Below are 16,431 nucleotides of genomic sequence, written 5' to 3' on the forward strand. Positions count from 1 at the left end.
GCGGCACCAGATCGCGCGATTACGCGCGATCTGGATTGGATCCGGATATCCTGCCGGATCAGCCTTTATGCAGCAGCCGGCAATGGCCCGATATAGACCGAACGCGGGCGAATCAGCCGGCCGTCGAGCGCTTGTTCGCGCGCATGCGCCAGCCAACCGACGGTGCGGCCGATCGCGAACACGCCGGTGAAGGCTTGCCGCGGGAAGCCGAGCGCTTCGAGCAGCAGCGCGGTATAGAATTCGACATTGACGTCGAGCGGCCGGTCCGGCTTGCGCGCCTTCAGGATCGCCAACGCGGCGGCCTCCACGGCTTCCGCCAGCGCACCGCGGGCGCTGTCCACCTGTCCCGACGCGATCAGCGGCTTCAGCGCGCCTTTCAGCGCATCGGCGCGCGGATCGCGCACACGATAGATGCGGTGGCCGAAGCCCATCAGCCTTTCGCCGCGATCGAGCGCGTCGCCGAGCCAACGGCCGGCATTCTCCGCCGTTCCCACGGCATCCAGCATGTCGAGGACAGGCCCGGGCGCGCCGCCATGCAGCGGCCCCTTCAGCGCGCTCAGCGCCGCCAGCACGGAAGAGGTGAGGCCGGCCTGGGTCGAGGCGATGACCCGCGATGCGAAGGTCGAGGCGTTGAAGCCGTGGTCTGAGATCGTGACGAGATAGGTATCGAGCGCCGCCACTTGCTCCTTGCTCGGCAATTTTCCAGTCAGCATGCGCAGGATATCGGCCGCCTGCGACAGTGCGGCATCGGGCGCAATCGGCTTTTGGCCGCGCTGCAGCCTAAGAACCGCGGGCAGGAAGACTGCGGGCGCTGCCAGAAGGCCGAGCGCTATATCCAAATCCTCGCCATCGGGCAGCCGGGCGATCAGCGCCCGCATCGCATCGACCGGCGGCAGTGCGAGCAGGGCGGCGTCGGCGGCCTCGATATGGGCGAAGGCTTTCGTTCGCGCGTTCGCCAGCCAGCCGCGCAATTCCGCTTCATCGAAGCTTCGCTCCATCAGGCCATCCAGCAACAGGGCGGCAACGCCCTCATAGGTCCCGCCCGCGACGAGATGATCCAGCGATACGCCGCGGATGATCAGCCGCCCCGCTTCGCCATCGACATCCGAGAGCTGCGTTTCGGCGGCGATGACGTCTTCCAAGCCGTTTTTCATATTGTTTCTCCTTTACGACAAAGGATGATCCGACCTAGTCTCATTGACGTCAATCTTGATGCAATTGATCAATATGAGGCTCCGATGCCGTGGCTGACCGCCGAGGAGGCGCTGCAGGCGCTGAAGACCAAGCCGCAGACGCTTTACGCCAATGTCAGCCGCGGGCGCATCCGCGCCAAGCCCGATCCCGCCGACCCGCGCCGCAGCCTCTACCAGGCCGCCGACGTGCAGCGACTGGCCGAACGCCATGCCGGCCGCCGCAAGGCCGAAACGGTTGCTGCCGAGACGATCCGATGGGGTGACCCGGTTCTCGCCTCGGCGATCTCCACCATCATCGCAGGACGGCTTTTTTATCGCGGACGGGATACCGCCGATTTCGCCGAGGCGGCGACGCTGGAGCAGACGGCGGCACTGCTCTGGAACGGCGCGGAAACGCTGTTCTCGGGCGCAGCAGCCGGAAATGGCCCGCCGTCGCTTCAGGCTGCTTTCCTGGCACTGGCCGGGCGGGTGACGGTGGACCTGCCATCGCTCGGCCGATCCCAGGCCGCCCTGCGGCGCGAGGCGCACGGCGTTCTCTCGACCATCGCCGATGCGCTGGCGCCAGGGCCTGCGGCCCAGCCGCTGCACCTGCGGCTGGCGGCAAGCTGGGAACGGCCGGATGCCGCCGATTGCCTGCGCCGGGCGCTGGTGCTGCTTGCCGATCACGAACTCAACGCCTCGGCCTTTGCGGCGCGGGTCACCGCCTCGGCGGGCGCGGCACTTTCGGCCGCCGTGCTCTCGGGTCTCGCAACGCTGACGGGGCCGCTGCACGGCGCTGCCTGGCAAGGCGTCGACGCCCTGATCGAGTCATCGTCGGCGCTCGGCGCGGAGCAGGCGATCCGCCGCTCGCTTGTCCAGGGCAATCACCTCTCGGCCTTCGGCCATCCGCTCTATCCCGATGGCGACATCAGGGCTTTGGCACTGCTTTCGCATTTTTCCCTGCCGTCGCAATTTGCCGCGCTTCGGGAAACCGGCGAGGAGATGGTCGGCGAGAAGGTCAATGTCGATTTCGCGCTTTCCGCCATGGCGGCCGCCTTCGGGCTGCCTCGAGAGGCGCCGATCATCATTTTTTCGCTTGCCCGTTCCACCGGCTGGCTCGCGCATGCGATGGAGCAGATCGAGAGCGGAGAGTTGATCCGGCCGCGCGCGCGTTATGCCGGGCCGGCGCCGCAGATGAGAAGCGGTGCCTGAGAATTCGCCGGTGGTCTCACCGGGCTGCTTTTTCGCCTAGGGAAATATCGGAATTCGGCTATCATGGCCGATATGGAAGAAGACGGTTGGCGGGCGCTTTCGCAAAAGCTGCTCCGCGCGGTCACGGGGGCTTTCCATGTATACGACGCTTCGCAACCTGTTTGTCGCCGCGCTGGCTGCCGGCTTCATTCCGCATGACGTGGCCTTGGCGCAGTCTGCGGGCTGCGCGATATCGCGTGACGCCGGCGCCCGCCAGGTGCTGAGCTGCCCCGGCGGCGTTAAGGTGACGGCAGAAGCCGGCGCGTCTTTCCGCCTCTCCGACCGCAACCGTGACGGCAGTCCCGATTCGGCGTCGCTGCGGCGCAAGGCCATTCTCGTCGATGTCGACAGCAGTCAGCACACAGGTGGCTTCCAGGTGGTGACGCCGCAGGCGATTGCTGCCGTGCGTGGCACGCAATGGGCTGTCGACGTCGCAGGCGGCAAGACCTCGGTGCTGGTGGTCAGGGGCAGCGTTGCCGTCCGTCGGCCGGCCGGCGAGCCGGTAGTGCTGTCGCCGGGCGAGGGCGTCGATGTGTCCAGCTCAACCGAACCTCTTGTCGTGCGCCGCTGGCCGGCGCCGCGCGTCGCGGCCCTTCTTGCCCGCCTCGGCCAATAACTATCATGAGCCATCGTCTGCTGACCGTGATCGCGCTGCTGTTCGCCGGTCTCTGGGGCGCGGCGCTCGGTTATCTCAATCTCAACGGCGAGGTGGGCCTTCTCGACCGGATGGAGGCGACGCTTGCGGATATCCGCAGCCTCGTCGTCGGCGCAAGAGAGCCGCCGCCCGTCGTCTCGATCGTCGCGATCGATGACCGCACCGCCGCCGCCCATGGCTATCCGCTCGACCGGGCCACGCTTGCCCGCCTTGTCGGCGCGATCAATGCGGGCAAGCCGAAAGCCCTGGCGCTCGACATTCTGCTCGTCGATCCGGGGCCGGAGGAAGGTGATGCGGCGCTGACCGCCGCCTTGCGCCAGGGGCCAACCGTCATCGCGGGCGCGGCCACCTTTGCGCAAAGCAGGCAGCGGGTCACCGATGCCGCCGAGGATCCGTTGGCCGCCATCCCCGAGGCAAACCAGCTTCTGCTGCCGCTCCCGCGCTTTGCCGAGGCAGCGGCGGTCGGCATCGTCAATGTCGCAACCGATCAGACCGGCACGCCGCGCTTCATTCCGCTGATTTCGCGCACCGCCGACCGACTGGATCTGGCTTTTCCGTTGCGTGCCGCCTCGGTGGCGCTCGGCGCCGATCCCGGTATCGAACGTGATGCCGTCATGCTCGGAGCGCTGCATATTCCCACGGATATCGGTCAACGCCTGCCGCTGACCTTCTATGGCGGGCGCGGCAGCATCGCCACCTTCAGCGCCGCCGATGCGCTTGACGGCAAGCTGCCGGCGGCGGCGGTGGCAGGCCGCATCGTTGTCATCGGTTCGACGGTCACCGGCGGCGGCGACGTCTTCCCGACACCGTTCGATCCCGTCATGCCCGGCGTCGAGGTGATGTCGACGGCAATCATCCATCTCGTCACCGGCGACGGCATGGTGCGCGACCACAGGATGAGGCTGATCGATGCCGGTATTGCCATCGGCCTGGCGCTCCTGCTCGTTTCGCTGATGGCTTGGCGGCGGAGTGCTGCGGGTTACCTCATCATGGTGCTGGTGCTGGTGGTCTGGGCCATGCTCAATCTGTCGGCCTTTGCCCATGGCTATTGGCTGAGTGCGGCTTTGCCGATCGCCGCGGCGTTGCCGCCGGCGGTGGCGCTCGGTGCGGCCGAACTCTGGCTCGACCGCGGCCGCGCCCGCCATTTCGCCGAGCAGAGCGCGCTCCTGCAACGCATCGAGGCTCCCGGCATGGGCGAATGGTTGGCGCGCGATCCGAATTTCCTTGCTGCGCCGGTGCGCCAGAACGCTGCGGTCGTCTTCATCGATCTCTCGGGCTTCACGGGTCTCAGCGAAAAGCTCGGACCGGTCAAGGTCAGCGAAGTGCTGAGCGGTTTCTTCGAAATCATCGACGAGGAGGCCCGCTCTCACGGCGGCGCCATCACCAGCTTCATGGGCGACGGGGCAATGATCCTGTTCGGCCTGCCGCAGCCGGCCGATGACGATGCCGCCCGCGCCGTCGCCTGCGCGGTCGGCCTCTGCGAGCGTACGCGGGCCTGGCTTGGCGCGCATGCGGGCTTTGCCGAGAAGAAGATCGGCTTCAAGGTCGGCGCCCATTGCGGCCCGATCGTCGCCTCACGGCTCGGCACCGGCGACCGGCAGCAGATCACCGCGGCGGGCGACACCGTGAATGTCGGCAGCCGGCTGATGGAAGTCGCCGCCCGCAACGGCGTCGAGCTAGCGCTGAGCGACGAAATCGTCCGTGCTGCAGGTGCTGACAGCGCGCTGCTGCAGGCCGGCGGGATGGAGGGGCCGTTGGAAACGGAGCTGCGCGGCCGGGCAAGCCATATCGACGCTTGGCTGTGGCGCAGCCGCACGCTTTGACAATCGCTGCGGGAGCGGCTAGGAACGGCGCAAATATCCCGCCGGCTGGCTCCGGCCATGGCGCATTTCGCGCCTGACAGCTCCGAAAGATCGAACTCATGACAGAATTCAACGGCGTCGTTCCGGCGATCGCCAAGGCGTTGCAGAAGCGCGGTTACGCCGAACTCACCCCGGTGCAGAAGTCGATGCTCGATCCTGATCTTGCCGCATCCGACGCTCTGGTTTCCGCCCAGACCGGTTCCGGCAAGACTGTCGCCTTCGGGCTGGCGCTGGCGCCGACGCTGCTTGAGGGCAGGGAACGCTTCGGCAATGCCGGCGCCCCGCTCGCCCTCGTCATCGCCCCGACCCGTGAACTTGCCCTGCAGGTGAAACGCGAGCTCGAATGGCTCTACGAGATGACCGGCGCGGTGATCGCCAGCTGCGTCGGCGGCATGGACATCCGCAGTGAGCGCCGTTCGCTCGAACGCGGCGCCCATATCGTCGTCGGCACGCCGGGCCGGCTCTGCGATCATATCCGCCGCAACGCGCTCGACATGTCGGAGCTGAAGGCCGCCGTACTCGACGAGGCCGACGAAATGCTCGATCTCGGCTTCCGCGAGGATCTGGAATTCATTCTTGACTCGGCGCCGGACGAGCGCCGGACGCTGATGTTTTCGGCGACCGTGCCGGCGGCGATTGCCAAGCTTGCCAAGAGCTATCAGCGCGATGCGGTGCGCATCAGCACCGCGGCCGAGGAAAAGCAGCATGTCGATATCGAATATCGGGCGCTGATGGTGGCTCCGAGCGACCGCGAGAACGCGATCATCAATGTGCTGCGTTATTACGAGGCGACCAACGCCATTGTTTTCTGTTCGACGCGCGCCGCCGTCAATCACCTGACCGCGCGCTTCAACAATCGCAATTTTTCGGTCGTGGCGCTTTCCGGTGAGCTGACGCAGAACGAACGCAGCCATGCGCTGCAGGCGATGCGCGACGGCCGCGCCCGCGTCTGCATCGCGACCGACGTCGCTGCCCGCGGCATCGATCTGCCCGGCCTCGATCTCGTCATCCATGCCGACCTGCCGACCAATCCGGAAACGCTGCTGCACCGCAGCGGCCGTACCGGCCGGGCCGGGCGCAAGGGCATCAGCGCCATGATCGTGCCGCTGAATGCGCGGCGCAAGGCCGAACGCCTGCTGGAGAATGCCGGCATTTCGGCTGCCTGGGCGCGGCCGCCGTCGGCCGAGGAGGTGAACGAGCGCGACGACGAACGGCTGCTCGCCGATCCCATCTTCAGCGAGGCGCCGCAGGAAGAAGAGCAGGGGTTGGTGCAGCAGCTTCTTGCGAGCCACGGCGCCGAAAAGCTCGCCGCCGCCTTCCTGCGTCTCTACCGCACCAATCATTCGGCGCCGGAGGATCTGATCGAGGTCACCGTGCAGGACGGGGGCAGCCGCAAGCGCCGCGACAATGCCGAGCCATACGCGCCGGCACAGAAGGGACCGCGCGAGGATTTCGGCCCCAGCGCCTGGTTCTCCGTCTCGGTCGGACGCAAGCAGAATGCCGAGCCGCGCTGGCTGATCCCGATGCTCTGCCGCAACGGCAATGTAACGAAGCGCGAGATCGGCGCGATCAAGATGCAGCCCGAGGAAACCTTTGTCGAGATTGCCGCGGCAAGCGCCGACAGCTTCCAGGAGGCGCTCGGACCGAACAAGACGCTCGAACGCGGTATCCGCGTGACCCGGCTTTCCGGCACGCCGGATTTCAGCCGTGCGGCGGCACAGAAGCCCTATGCCGGCAAGTCGTCCCGTGACGAACGGCCGGGCGATAACTTCCGCGACGAGCGACCGAAAAAGAAGTTCGGCAAGGGTTCGGGCGGCGGATATGCTGCGGCCGAGAATGCCGGCGGGGAGAAGCAGGATAGCAAGCCGTGGAGCAAGAAACCCGGCAAGCCTGGCTTCGATGGCCCGAAATCCGACAAGCCCAGATATGACAAGCCGAAATTCGAAGGCGCCAAATCCGAACGCCCGAAATACGAGGGCAAGGGCGGTGCCGGGCCGAAGAACAAGTTTTCGAAGAAGAAGCCCGGCTGATTTTGCCGCAGCCCTTCGCCGGTTCGGGCGGAGGGCTTTATCTGACGGTATGCGGCATCTCGCCATGAAGAACTATTGAATCGTTGGATTTTAATGCGGGACAGGGAGCATGACGACGATGAAACGCTCCGGCACACCGCGTCCCGATCCGGCCGCCTTTATTCTGGCCAACCTGCCGATTTCACCCGTCCCGGCCATTCCCGAAATCCTGCTGCATACGGCAGGACCCGCGAGTGGGCTTTGGCGGCTTGCCGGCCGGGGAGAGACCGACCCAGCGCCCTACTGGGCCTACCCCTGGGCCGGCGGCGCCGTGCTTGCCCGCCATCTGCTCGACCGGCCAGAGGTGGTCGCCGGCCGCCGCGTCGTTGATCTCGGCGCCGGCTCCGGGCTTGTCGCCATTGCGGCGGCCAAGGCCGGAGCTGCCGCGGTCACGGCGGTCGATGTCGATGCCAACGCCATTGCCGCAATCGGTCTCAACGCGGCGGTGAACGGCGTGAACATCCTGGTCGTCACCGCCGATATCATCGAGGCACCGCCACCGGAGGAGACGGATATCCTCGTTGTCGGCGACCTGTTCTATGATCCCGCGCTTGCCTTGCGGGTGATGGCTTTCCTGCGGCGTTGCCAGGCCGCCGGTATCGAGGTGTTGATCGGCGATCCCGAGCGCGCCCATCTGCCGCATGGGGAACTCACGCGAATCGCAACCCATGGGGTTGCGGATTTCGGGGCGGGATCCGCGGCCAAGGCGGTGCAGGCGGGCGTTTTTTCGCTTTCCGCGATGCTTAAAGACGCGACTAAGCCAGGAGGTCCGGCCGCAACAGCATGACCGGGCAGGGCGCTCCGGCCGGCAATTCCGGCGCATGCGGTGGGCGGATGATGAGGCAATCGGCTTGCGCAAATACTTTCATCATCGAGGAATCCTGCTTGGCGAAGGGCTCGGCCAGCCAGTTTCCGGCGGCGGACTTCGACAGTTTCGCCCTGATATAGTCTTGCCGGTGGTCGTTGGCGCGCAGCGTGACGGCCGCCTCCATCGTCGCGTCGCGTCGCACCGGCGGCAAGGAGGCGAGCTTGCGGATCAGCGGTTCCAGGAAGAGCAAGGAGCAGACGAGGCTCGAGACCGGATTGCCGGGCAGGCCGAGCACATGGGTCTCGCCGAAGCTGCCGACCATCAGCGGTTTGCCGGGACGCATGGCGAGGCGCCAGAAATCGAGCTGCATGCCGGCCTCGATCAGCGTCGCCTGGACCAGATCATGATCGCCGACCGAAGCGCCGCCGAGCGTGACGATGACATCGGCCCCGGCGTTCCGCGCCGTGTCGATTGCCGCGGTGATCCTGGCCTTGTCATCCGGGACGATGCCGAGGTCGAGCACATCGGCGCCGGCTTTGCGGGCAAGGGCTGCAATGCCAAAAGTATTGGACGCGATGATCTGCGAAGGGCCGGGTGTGCTTCCGGGCGGCAGCAATTCGTCGCCGGTCGCAAGGATGGCGATCAGCGGGCGCCGGAGCACCTCGACATCGGGTCGGTTCATGCCGGCTGCGACCGTCAGCCGCGAGAAATCGAGCACGGTGCCGGCGGGCAGCACAGCTTCGCCTTCGACGAAATCCTGGCCGCGGGGACGCACATGCTGACCCTGCCGGACGGGGAAATTGGTTCGGATACCGTCTTCGATCTTCTCAGCATCCTCCTGCAGCAGGACGCTGTCGGCGCCTGGCGGAACCGGCGCGCCGGTGAAGATGCGGACGGCTTCTCCGCGGCCGACGTTTCCCTCGAAGCCGTGGCCAGCGGCCGAGGTGCCGATGACTTTCAGCACAGCGCCCGGCTCCGGCGCGTCTTCGCGGCGCAGCGCATAGCCATCCATTGCCGATGCATTGAAGGGTGGCTGTGTCAGGCCCGCCGTGAGATCGACGGCAAGGACGCGGCCCTCTGCTTCGGCGAGCGGCAGCGTCTGCGATGCTGCGACCGGCTTTGCCCGTGAGAGCAGGCGGTTCTGTGCCTCGGTGACCGGGAGCAGGTTCATCTCGCCTCCGGATGACGGAAATCGCCGGATTTGCCGCCGGATTTTTCGAGCAGCCGGATGCCGCCGATCTCCATTGCCTTGTCGGCGGCCTTGGCCATGTCGTAGATCGTCAGGCACGCGACGGAGACGGCAGTCAGCGCCTCCATCTCGACACCGGTCTTGCCGGTCAGCTTGGCGGTTGCCGTGACGCGCAGGCCGGGCAGGGCCGCATCTTCCGCGATCTCGACCGTCACCTTCGTCAGCATCAGCGGGTGGCAGAGCGGGATCAGATTGGCGGTCTGTTTGGCGGCCATGATACCGGCAAGGCGGGCCGTGCCGATGACATCGCCCTTCTTGGCATTGCCTTGGCGGATGAGAACGAGCGTTTCCGGCGCCATTCTCACATGGCCTTCGGCGGTGGCGACGCGCACCGTCTCGGCCTTGTCGGAAACATCGACCATATGCGCTTCGCCTGACGCGTCGATATGGGTGAGGCCGGGCTTTCCGCCGCTCATCTTATTCGGCCGCGATTGCCGCTTCGCCGATGAGCAGCGCGCGGGTGGCGGCCGTCACGTCGTCCTTGCGCATCAGGCTTTCGCCGACCAGGAAGGTATTGATGCCGGCGGCCTGCAGGCGCTTGCAATCGGCATGGGTGAAGATGCCGCTTTCGCCGACGAGGAGCCGGTCATCAGGAACCATCGAGGCAAGCGTCTCGCTGACGGTCAGGCTGACTTCGAAAGTCCTGAGGTTGCGGTTGTTGATGCCGATAAGCGGCGAGGAGAGCTTCAGCGCGCGTTCCATTTCCGGCGCGTCGTGAACCTCGACCAGCACATCCATGCCGAGCGAAAAAGCTTCGTCCTGCAGACGCTCCGCCTCGTCGTCGGTCAGCGACGCCATGATCAGCAGAATGCAATCGGCGCCCCAGGCGCGGGCCTCATGGACCTGATAGGTTTCGAACATGAAGTCCTTACGCAAAGCGGGCAGGGCGCAGGCGGCACGCGCCGCCGTCAGGAATTCCGGCGCCCCCTGAAAGCTTGGCGTATCGGTGAGCACGGAAAGGCAGGCCGCGCCGCCGGCTTCGTAGGCCTTTGCCAGCGCCGGCGGATCGAAATCCGGACGAATGAGGCCCTTGGAGGGACTTGCCTTCTTGATCTCGGCGATCAGGCCGAAACGGCCAGCCTCACGCGTGGCCGTAAGCGCCTGGTAAAAACCGCGCGGCGCGGACTGCCCGGCCTGCATTGCCTTCAGGTCGGCCAGCGACACCGTCGCCTTGGCGGCGGCGATTTCCGCACGCTTGTAGAGTTCGATCTTCTTCAGGATATCGCTCATCCGGCAATCCTAATCGATATCGTTGGAAACGGCGATGAGTTTGTCGAGAGCGAGCGCCGTGGCGCCGCTATCGAGCGAATGCGCGGCAAGCGTCATGCCGTCGCGGATCGTTTCGACCTTGCCCGAGATGACGAGCGAGGCGGCAGCATTGGCCAGCGAGACATCGCGGTAGGCGTTTTTCGCGCCGCCGAGAACCTCGCGAAGTGCCGCAGCGTTGGCGACACCATCGCCACCCTTGATATCGGCGAGCACGCAGGGGCTGACGCCGAAATCGGCGGGTGACAGCTCGAAGGTGCGGATCTTGCCGTCTTCGAGAGCAGCAACCTTGGTGATGCCGGTTGTGGTGATCTCGTCGAGACCGTCGCCATGGACCACCCAGACGCATTCGGAACCGAGATCGCGCATGACTTCGGCCAGCGGCACCAGCCATTGCGGCGAAAAGACGCCCAGCAGCTGGCGGCGGACACCGGCCGGATTGGAGAGCGGCCCCAGAAGATTGAAGATGGTGCGGGTGCCGAGTTCGACGCGGGACGGGCCGACATGGCGCATGGCGGAATGATGAAGCTGCGCGAACATGAAGCCGACGCTGGCCTCCGCAATGCAGCGGGAAATGATCTCGGGACCGACATCGATATTGACGCCGAGTGCAGCCAGATTGTCGGCCGCGCCGGATTTCGAGCTCAGCGCCCGGTTGCCGTGCTTTGCCACCGGCACACCGGCGCCGGCGACGATCAGTGCCGCCAACGTCGAAATATTGTAGGTGCCGCTGGCATCGCCGCCGGTGCCGACGATGTCGATGGCATCGGCCGGCGCCTCGACGGTCAGCATTTTCGACCGCATGGTGGTGACGGCGCCGACGATCTCGTCGACGCTTTCGCCGCGCACGCGCAGCGCCATCAGGAAGCCGCCGATCTGCGAAGGCGTCGCCTGGCCCGACATCAGGATGTCGAAGGCGGCACGCGCCTCGTCACGCGTCAGCGGCTCGCGGTTTGCGGCCTTGGCCAGGAACGGCTTCAGATCGGTCATAAAACCTCCCAAAGCATGACACCGGAGCGGCGTTCGGGGACGTCATGCTCTAACTGTTGAACTCGACAGGATTCAGAGTTAGGCCACCGCGCCTAAAATCATCCTGTTCTAGAGCATGATGCCGAAAAGTGTGAGCGGTTTTCGGATGACATCATGCTCTAACTCTTTAATTTAGAACAGGATTCAGATTTTAGGCCGACCGGGCCTAAAATCATCCTGTTCTACCGGGCCGCCGTCTGTTCGGCGAGCGTCTGGTTGACCTCAGCGCCGTACTGCGTCTGCAGCAGGTTGACCATCTGATCGAGAATATCGTCGCCGGCGGCATTGGCCATGGCGGTGAGCTGGGCATCGCGGTTGTTCAGCACGTCGCCGGTCGGCTGGCTGTTGACCTCGGTGACCTTCATCAGGATCTGCGTCGAGGGATCGGCGCCGACCGCGCTCGCCACCGTGTCGACAGGGCCGGAGAAGGCGGCCTTGACGCCGGCGCGGCCGAGAACCGCATCGTCGGTGGAACGGGTGATGCTGCTCTTGCTTTCGACGGCGATGCCGAGCGGCGCCGCAATGTCGGCAAGGGCGGTGCCCTTTTGCGCCTCGGCCTTCAATTCGTCGGCCTTTTTGGCGAGTTCGGCCTTCTGCTGCTCCGCCGTCCAGTCCTCGACGGCTTTTTCGCGCACCTCGGCGATCGGGCGGTCGCGGTCCGGTGTGATTTCGCGGACGTTGAACCAGACATAGCCGTCATTGCCGATCGGAAGCGGCGGCGCATCGACGCCGACCTCGGTCTTGAACGCTTCCCCGAGCAGCTGCTGTTTGACGGGGATATCCTTGACCTCCTTGCCGTCCTTGTCGGCACCGGTCGCGTCGACCGCATCGACGGTCATGGCCTTGAGCTTCAGCTGGGCGGCAATATCTTCAAGCGTGGCGCCGCCAGCGCGCAGATCCTCGATCTGGTCGTGAACGTTGATCACTTCCTGAGAGGCATTGGAAAGCGCCAGCTGCTTGCGGATCTCCTCCTTCACCTCGTCGAAATTCTTCACCGTTTCCGCCTTGATGTTGGTGATGCGCAGGATGACAGGACCGAAGGAGCCGTCGACAACCGGCGTCGTGCCGCCATCCTTCGAAACCGCGAAGGCGGCATCGGCGACGGCCTGGTCTGGAACCTTGTCCTTGGTGAATTCGCCAAGCAGCACGTCGCTTGCCGTCTTGCCCTGGTCGGAGACCAGCTGATCGAAGCTGGTGCCGCTCTTCAGCGCGGTTTCGGCGGCGGCGGCAAGATCCTTGCTGGTGAAGGTCAGCTGCTCGATGGTGCGGCTTTCGGGCGTACGGTAGCTATCCTTGCCCTTATCGAAAGCCTCGCGCACCTGGTCGTCGGTGACGGACGCGACATCGGCGATGTCGGCCGGCTGCAGCTTGAGATAGGCGATCTTGCGATATTCCGGCGCGCGGTAACGCTGCTTGACGCCCTCGAACCAGGTGGCCAGCACGTCGTCGGCCGGCGCCTTGATCGGTTCGATATTGGCGTTGGTCAGCAAGAGGTAGTCGACAGCGCGGCTTTCATCGCCATAAAGCTTCATTGCGTCGACCAGCGTCTTCGGCGCGGTGAAACCGTTGGAAACCGCATCGACGATCTGGCTGCGGACGGCGACCTTGCTGCGCTCCTTGATGTAATCGTCCTGGTGAATGTTGGCATTGCGCAGGCGCGAGACGAACAGCTCGCGATCGAACTGGCCGTTGACGGCCTTGAACGCCGGATCATCGCCGATCAGCTGGGCGAGGCGATCCTCGGAGAGGCCGAGATTCATGTCTGCGGCGAGCTGGTCGAGCGAAGCGCCCGCAATGAGCTGAGAGAGGACCTGCTGTTCGACGCCGAAGGCACGGGCCTGTTCCGGCGTAAGGCGCATGCCGAATTGCTGGCCGAGGCTTGCCACCTGACGCTGATAGGCGAGGTGGAATTCGTTGACGCCCACACGCTGATCGCCGACGGTCACGACCGTGGTGCTGTTGCCGCCTGATATCAGCTCGCGCGATACGCCCCAGACGCCGAAGGAGGCGACCAAGAGAAGCAGGAGCAGCTTGGCAACCCAGGTCTGAGCAGCTCTTCTCAGAAAATGGAACATGGAAACGCAAACCTCGCAGTATTCATTGACCCGCGCGCGGGCGGACATTCGACGTTCCTTAGAACAAACCCGACAGGAAATGAAGGGTTGTCACGCGAAAAGCTGCGCAGAGCGGCGGTGGCGACGCAAGGCGTTGACGGCAAACAAAAGATCGGCTTCGGCGGAACCTTTCGGGCCGCCATTTCGTTGAAGCGGCATCCCATGAAACAGGAGCAGACCATGGCAGATTTGAAAACCGCTTCCGCCGAATCCACCGCTGCGCGCGTCAAGGCGGATATCGCAGCAGACGATCTGTCGGCGCAGGTCACGGCACTCCGTGAAGATCTGTCCAGACTGACGGACAGTGTGCGGGCGCTGGGGCAGGGGGCGAAGTCGGTGGTTACGGACGAAGCTTCGCTGATGACGGAACGGCTGCGCGACAAGGTTCGCGAAGAACCGATCATGGCGCTCGCGGTGACGGCGGGCATCGCCTATGTTTTCGGCCTGCTGAGCCGCCGCTGATACGGAATTCCGGACAGAAAAAAGCCGGACGCAAGGCGCGCCCGGCTTTGAGTGATGTCCGATAGTTATGTCTGGGATATCAGCGGCGAATGGCGCGGCCGATGAAAATCAGAAGGCAGGCTCCAATGAAGCCGGTGATCAGGTAACCCAGCCAGCCGGCCAGCGGCTGAATGTGCAAGAGACCGAGAATCCAGTTGGCGACGATCGCGCCGACGATGCCAAGCAATATATTCATGAGCACGCCCATGCTGCTGCTCATAACTTTTTCCGCCAGCCAGCCGGCGATACCGCCGATGATGATGGCTGCAATCCAACCCACGCCTTCCATGGTAATCCCTCCTGGTAAACCGACTCGCAGGAAAGCACGAAACTACAGAAAGTTCCACTCCTGGAGGAACTTAGGCGATTATGGCTGCAACAGGGTGACCGGCGTCTCCAGCAGGTAGGCAATCAGCTGGAAAAGCAGACCAGCCACAGCAAGCATCGCGAAGCCGAAAGGCATGATCAGGCTTTTGCTAAACATTCTTTCCTCTCCCCCTTTGAGTAAACAATAAGCCTAAGTGCGGTCGACGCAATATTATTATTAACGGATAGTTAAGAGTGATATTTAAGTAAAATTGCAAATACCACCAATGTAGTATGGTGGTCCGCTGCGACAGGCGATGAAATACACGGTTTCCGGGTAACATCACCGTCCATAGGCAAACAATTCAACATCTCATGGAGCTTTTACCTGACGTAACCTGGGCCATTAGGAGAATAGGGCGCGCAGGAACATGCCCCGATTTGGTGCACGGATTGATTTTGGCGCAGACTGCATCATTTTTCCTGGAGTTCGGCTCTATCAGGGAAAAACTCGATGTCAAAAGCTGCGATCGCCTTTGCCTGCCTCTGCCTGCTGACGCTTTCCGCTTGCGGCAACACCGCCTACGGACTGAAGAAGGATGGACAGCAGGCCAGCCACGCAATGGACAACGCGACGCATCGGGTGCTCTCGGCCGGCGCCAAGAAATAACGGCAGCAGCGAAACGAGCCATCACCGGGCGGCCAAGCTTACATGAAAAAAGCCCGCCTGGGGTGAGGCGGGCTTGGCATAACAGAGAGAATGGACGGATGGAAACCGTCTCGACTAATACAGCATTTCCTTAAGCGTATGGCCTTGCGTCATTCGAACGTAACGCGGCCGACAGATTCCGGCCGCGACCGCCAGGATCGGGTTTAGAAATTGCCCCAATTCTGAGCGCGGGCACGGGCGCGAATAATCCGATATTCGCGACCGCCATAGAGCGAACCGATGGTCAGCAGAAGCGTCAGAACGTCCCAGATGATATGCATGTTATCCTCTCAGGTTGGACGGCTCTGCCGTCAATCGGTGAAGGTACAATAGCAATCTTTCAAACCTGCTTATATGACAAGAAATCGGGATAGGCGGGGAAGCGGGAAGGGCGCTTCATGAGGAGACGGAGTCGCCATCTTGGGAGCAGTAAGGTGAACAGATCAGCCGGTGGCCGGCCATGACAATTTTCTCCGTCCGCCACATCACGGCCTATCGTTACCGCAGAGAGGTCGATTTCGGCGAGCATCGCCTGATGTTCCGGCCGCGCGACAGTTTCGACCAGCGGCTGATCGAGGCGTCGCTGACGACCTATCCTGAGCAAAGCCATGTGCGCTGGATCCACGATGTTTTCGGCAATTGCGTGGCGCTGGTCGATTTTTCGCGGCCGTCGTCCGAGCTTCGTTTCGAAACCTGGATTACGCTCGACCACACACCCCAGTTCGCCCCGGATATTCGAATCGACGAGGCAGCGCTCACCTATCCCTTCTCCTACGACAAGGACGAAATCGCCGATCTCGCGCCGGCGATGCAGCGCCACTATCCCGATCCGGGCGATGAGATCGGCCGCTGGGCGCGCCGCTTTGTGCGCCTGGGGCACCCGACTGAGACGGGGCACCTGCTGATGACGCTCTGCTATGCCATTCGGGAAAGCTTCGTTTATGCGCGGCGCCATGAACATGGGACGCAGGCACCGCTTGAGACCTTGCATCTTCGCTCCGGCACGTGCCGGGATTTCGCGCTTCTGATGATGGAGGCAGCACGCACGCTCGGCCTGGCAGCGCGATTCGTCAGCGGCTATGTTTACGTTCCCGATCGGGACGGCTCCACCGTGCTCGGCGGCGGCTCCACACATGCATGGTGCCAGATCTATCTTCCCGGGGCCGGGTGGGCGGAGTTCGATCCGACCAACGGCATCGTCGGCAACCGCGATCTCATTCGCGTGGCCGTTGCCCGTGATCCGCGCCAGGCCGTTCCTTTGAGCGGCAGCTATGACGGCGACGGGTCGGATTTCGACAGCATGACGGTGCAGGTCAACGTGACCACGCAGCCGGCGGCGTTAAAAGAGGGGTAATGGTGGATCGCCGCGGCTGGATGACAGTTGCGCGGCCGCTGGAACCGGGCAGCGCAATCGGCGTTCCATACTCACCTCCGCCCATG

At 64.1% G+C, this 16,431-nt stretch carries 15 protein-coding genes; 8 read left to right on the top strand and 7 right to left on the bottom strand.

Annotated features, from left to right (window positions below; genetic code table 11):
- Nucleotides 1–65 precede the first annotated feature (65 nt).
- Nucleotides 66–1,154: a citrate synthase/methylcitrate synthase gene (locus tag CO671_RS23575; RefSeq protein ID WP_097607931.1), complete on the bottom strand. Its 1,089-nt coding sequence runs from the start codon at nt 1,152–1,154 to the stop codon at nt 66–68.
- Between the two features lie 84 nt (nt 1,155–1,238).
- Between CO671_RS23575 and CO671_RS23580 the strand changes: the two genes are divergently transcribed.
- From CO671_RS23580 to CO671_RS23600, 5 genes are all read left to right on the top strand, one after another.
- Complete coding sequence (locus CO671_RS23580; RefSeq protein ID WP_170965043.1) at nt 1,239–2,384, top strand: citrate synthase; 1,146 nt, start codon at nt 1,239–1,241, stop codon at nt 2,382–2,384.
- A gap of 136 nt (nt 2,385–2,520) precedes the next feature.
- Entirely contained in the window at nt 2,521–3,039 is a 519-nt protein-coding gene (locus CO671_RS23585) for a FecR domain-containing protein (protein WP_097607933.1), read from the top strand.
- A 5-nt stretch (nt 3,040–3,044) separates the two neighbouring features.
- Nucleotides 3,045–4,901 carry an adenylate/guanylate cyclase domain-containing protein gene (locus tag CO671_RS23590; RefSeq protein ID WP_097607934.1) on the top strand — a complete coding sequence of 619 codons (1,857 nt, stop codon included), beginning with the start codon at nt 3,045–3,047 and terminating at the stop codon, nt 4,899–4,901.
- A 98-nt stretch (nt 4,902–4,999) separates the two neighbouring features.
- A complete protein-coding gene (locus CO671_RS23595; RefSeq protein ID WP_097607935.1) occupies nt 5,000–6,970 on the top strand; it encodes a DEAD/DEAH box helicase in 1,971 nt (656 codons plus the stop codon).
- Between the two features lie 118 nt (nt 6,971–7,088).
- Complete coding sequence (locus CO671_RS23600) at nt 7,089–7,796, top strand: 50S ribosomal protein L11 methyltransferase (protein WP_097607936.1); 708 nt, start codon at nt 7,089–7,091, stop codon at nt 7,794–7,796.
- Here CO671_RS23600 and glp read toward each other — a convergent pair.
- From glp to CO671_RS23625, 5 genes are all read right to left on the bottom strand, one after another.
- On the bottom strand, nt 7,765–8,988 hold the full coding sequence (gene glp / locus CO671_RS23605; protein ID WP_097607937.1) for a gephyrin-like molybdotransferase Glp: 1,224 nt from the start codon (nt 8,986–8,988) through the stop codon (nt 7,765–7,767). The two genes, CO671_RS23600 and glp, sit on opposite strands and share 32 nt — an antisense overlap.
- On the bottom strand, nt 8,985–9,482 hold the full coding sequence (moaC, locus tag CO671_RS23610; protein WP_010031893.1) for a cyclic pyranopterin monophosphate synthase MoaC: 498 nt from the start codon (nt 9,480–9,482) through the stop codon (nt 8,985–8,987). The genes glp and moaC overlap by 4 nt, the downstream gene beginning before the upstream one ends.
- 1 nt (nt 9,483) lies before the next feature.
- Nucleotides 9,484–10,296, bottom strand: coding sequence for an indole-3-glycerol phosphate synthase TrpC (gene trpC / locus CO671_RS23615; protein ID WP_097607938.1), 813 nt, complete (start codon nt 10,294–10,296; stop codon nt 9,484–9,486).
- A gap of 9 nt (nt 10,297–10,305) precedes the next feature.
- Entirely contained in the window at nt 10,306–11,322 is a 1,017-nt protein-coding gene (trpD, locus tag CO671_RS23620; RefSeq protein ID WP_010031891.1) for an anthranilate phosphoribosyltransferase, read from the bottom strand.
- Nucleotides 11,323–11,543: 221 nt separating this feature from the next.
- A complete protein-coding gene (locus CO671_RS23625; RefSeq protein WP_097608033.1) occupies nt 11,544–13,436 on the bottom strand; it encodes a peptidylprolyl isomerase in 1,893 nt (630 codons plus the stop codon).
- 219 nt (nt 13,437–13,655) lie between these two features.
- Between CO671_RS23625 and CO671_RS23630 the strand changes: the two genes are divergently transcribed.
- The gene (locus tag CO671_RS23630) at nt 13,656–13,937 is read left to right on the top strand and encodes a hypothetical protein (protein ID WP_004672489.1); all 282 of its coding nucleotides are present in this window, start codon (nt 13,656–13,658) and stop codon (nt 13,935–13,937) included.
- A 79-nt stretch (nt 13,938–14,016) separates the two neighbouring features.
- On the opposite strand, the gene CO671_RS23635 is transcribed toward CO671_RS23630, so the two are convergent.
- Complete coding sequence (locus CO671_RS23635; RefSeq protein WP_010035063.1) at nt 14,017–14,265, bottom strand: GlsB/YeaQ/YmgE family stress response membrane protein; 249 nt, start codon at nt 14,263–14,265, stop codon at nt 14,017–14,019.
- Between the two features lie 531 nt (nt 14,266–14,796).
- Between CO671_RS23635 and CO671_RS23640 the strand changes: the two genes are divergently transcribed.
- Both CO671_RS23640 and CO671_RS23645 read left to right on the top strand, forming a co-directional pair.
- Nucleotides 14,797–14,952 (top strand): entericidin, encoded by a 156-nt coding sequence (locus CO671_RS23640; protein ID WP_097607939.1) that lies wholly within the window; start codon nt 14,797–14,799, stop codon nt 14,950–14,952.
- A 499-nt stretch (nt 14,953–15,451) separates the two neighbouring features.
- Complete coding sequence (locus CO671_RS23645; RefSeq protein WP_097607940.1) at nt 15,452–16,345, top strand: transglutaminase family protein; 894 nt, start codon at nt 15,452–15,454, stop codon at nt 16,343–16,345.
- Nucleotides 16,346–16,431: the final 86 nt, after the last annotated feature.

Origin of the sequence: Rhizobium sp. M10 (genome assembly GCF_002531955.1) — a bacterium.
Classification (GTDB): domain Bacteria; phylum Pseudomonadota; class Alphaproteobacteria; order Rhizobiales; family Rhizobiaceae; genus Rhizobium; species Rhizobium etli_C.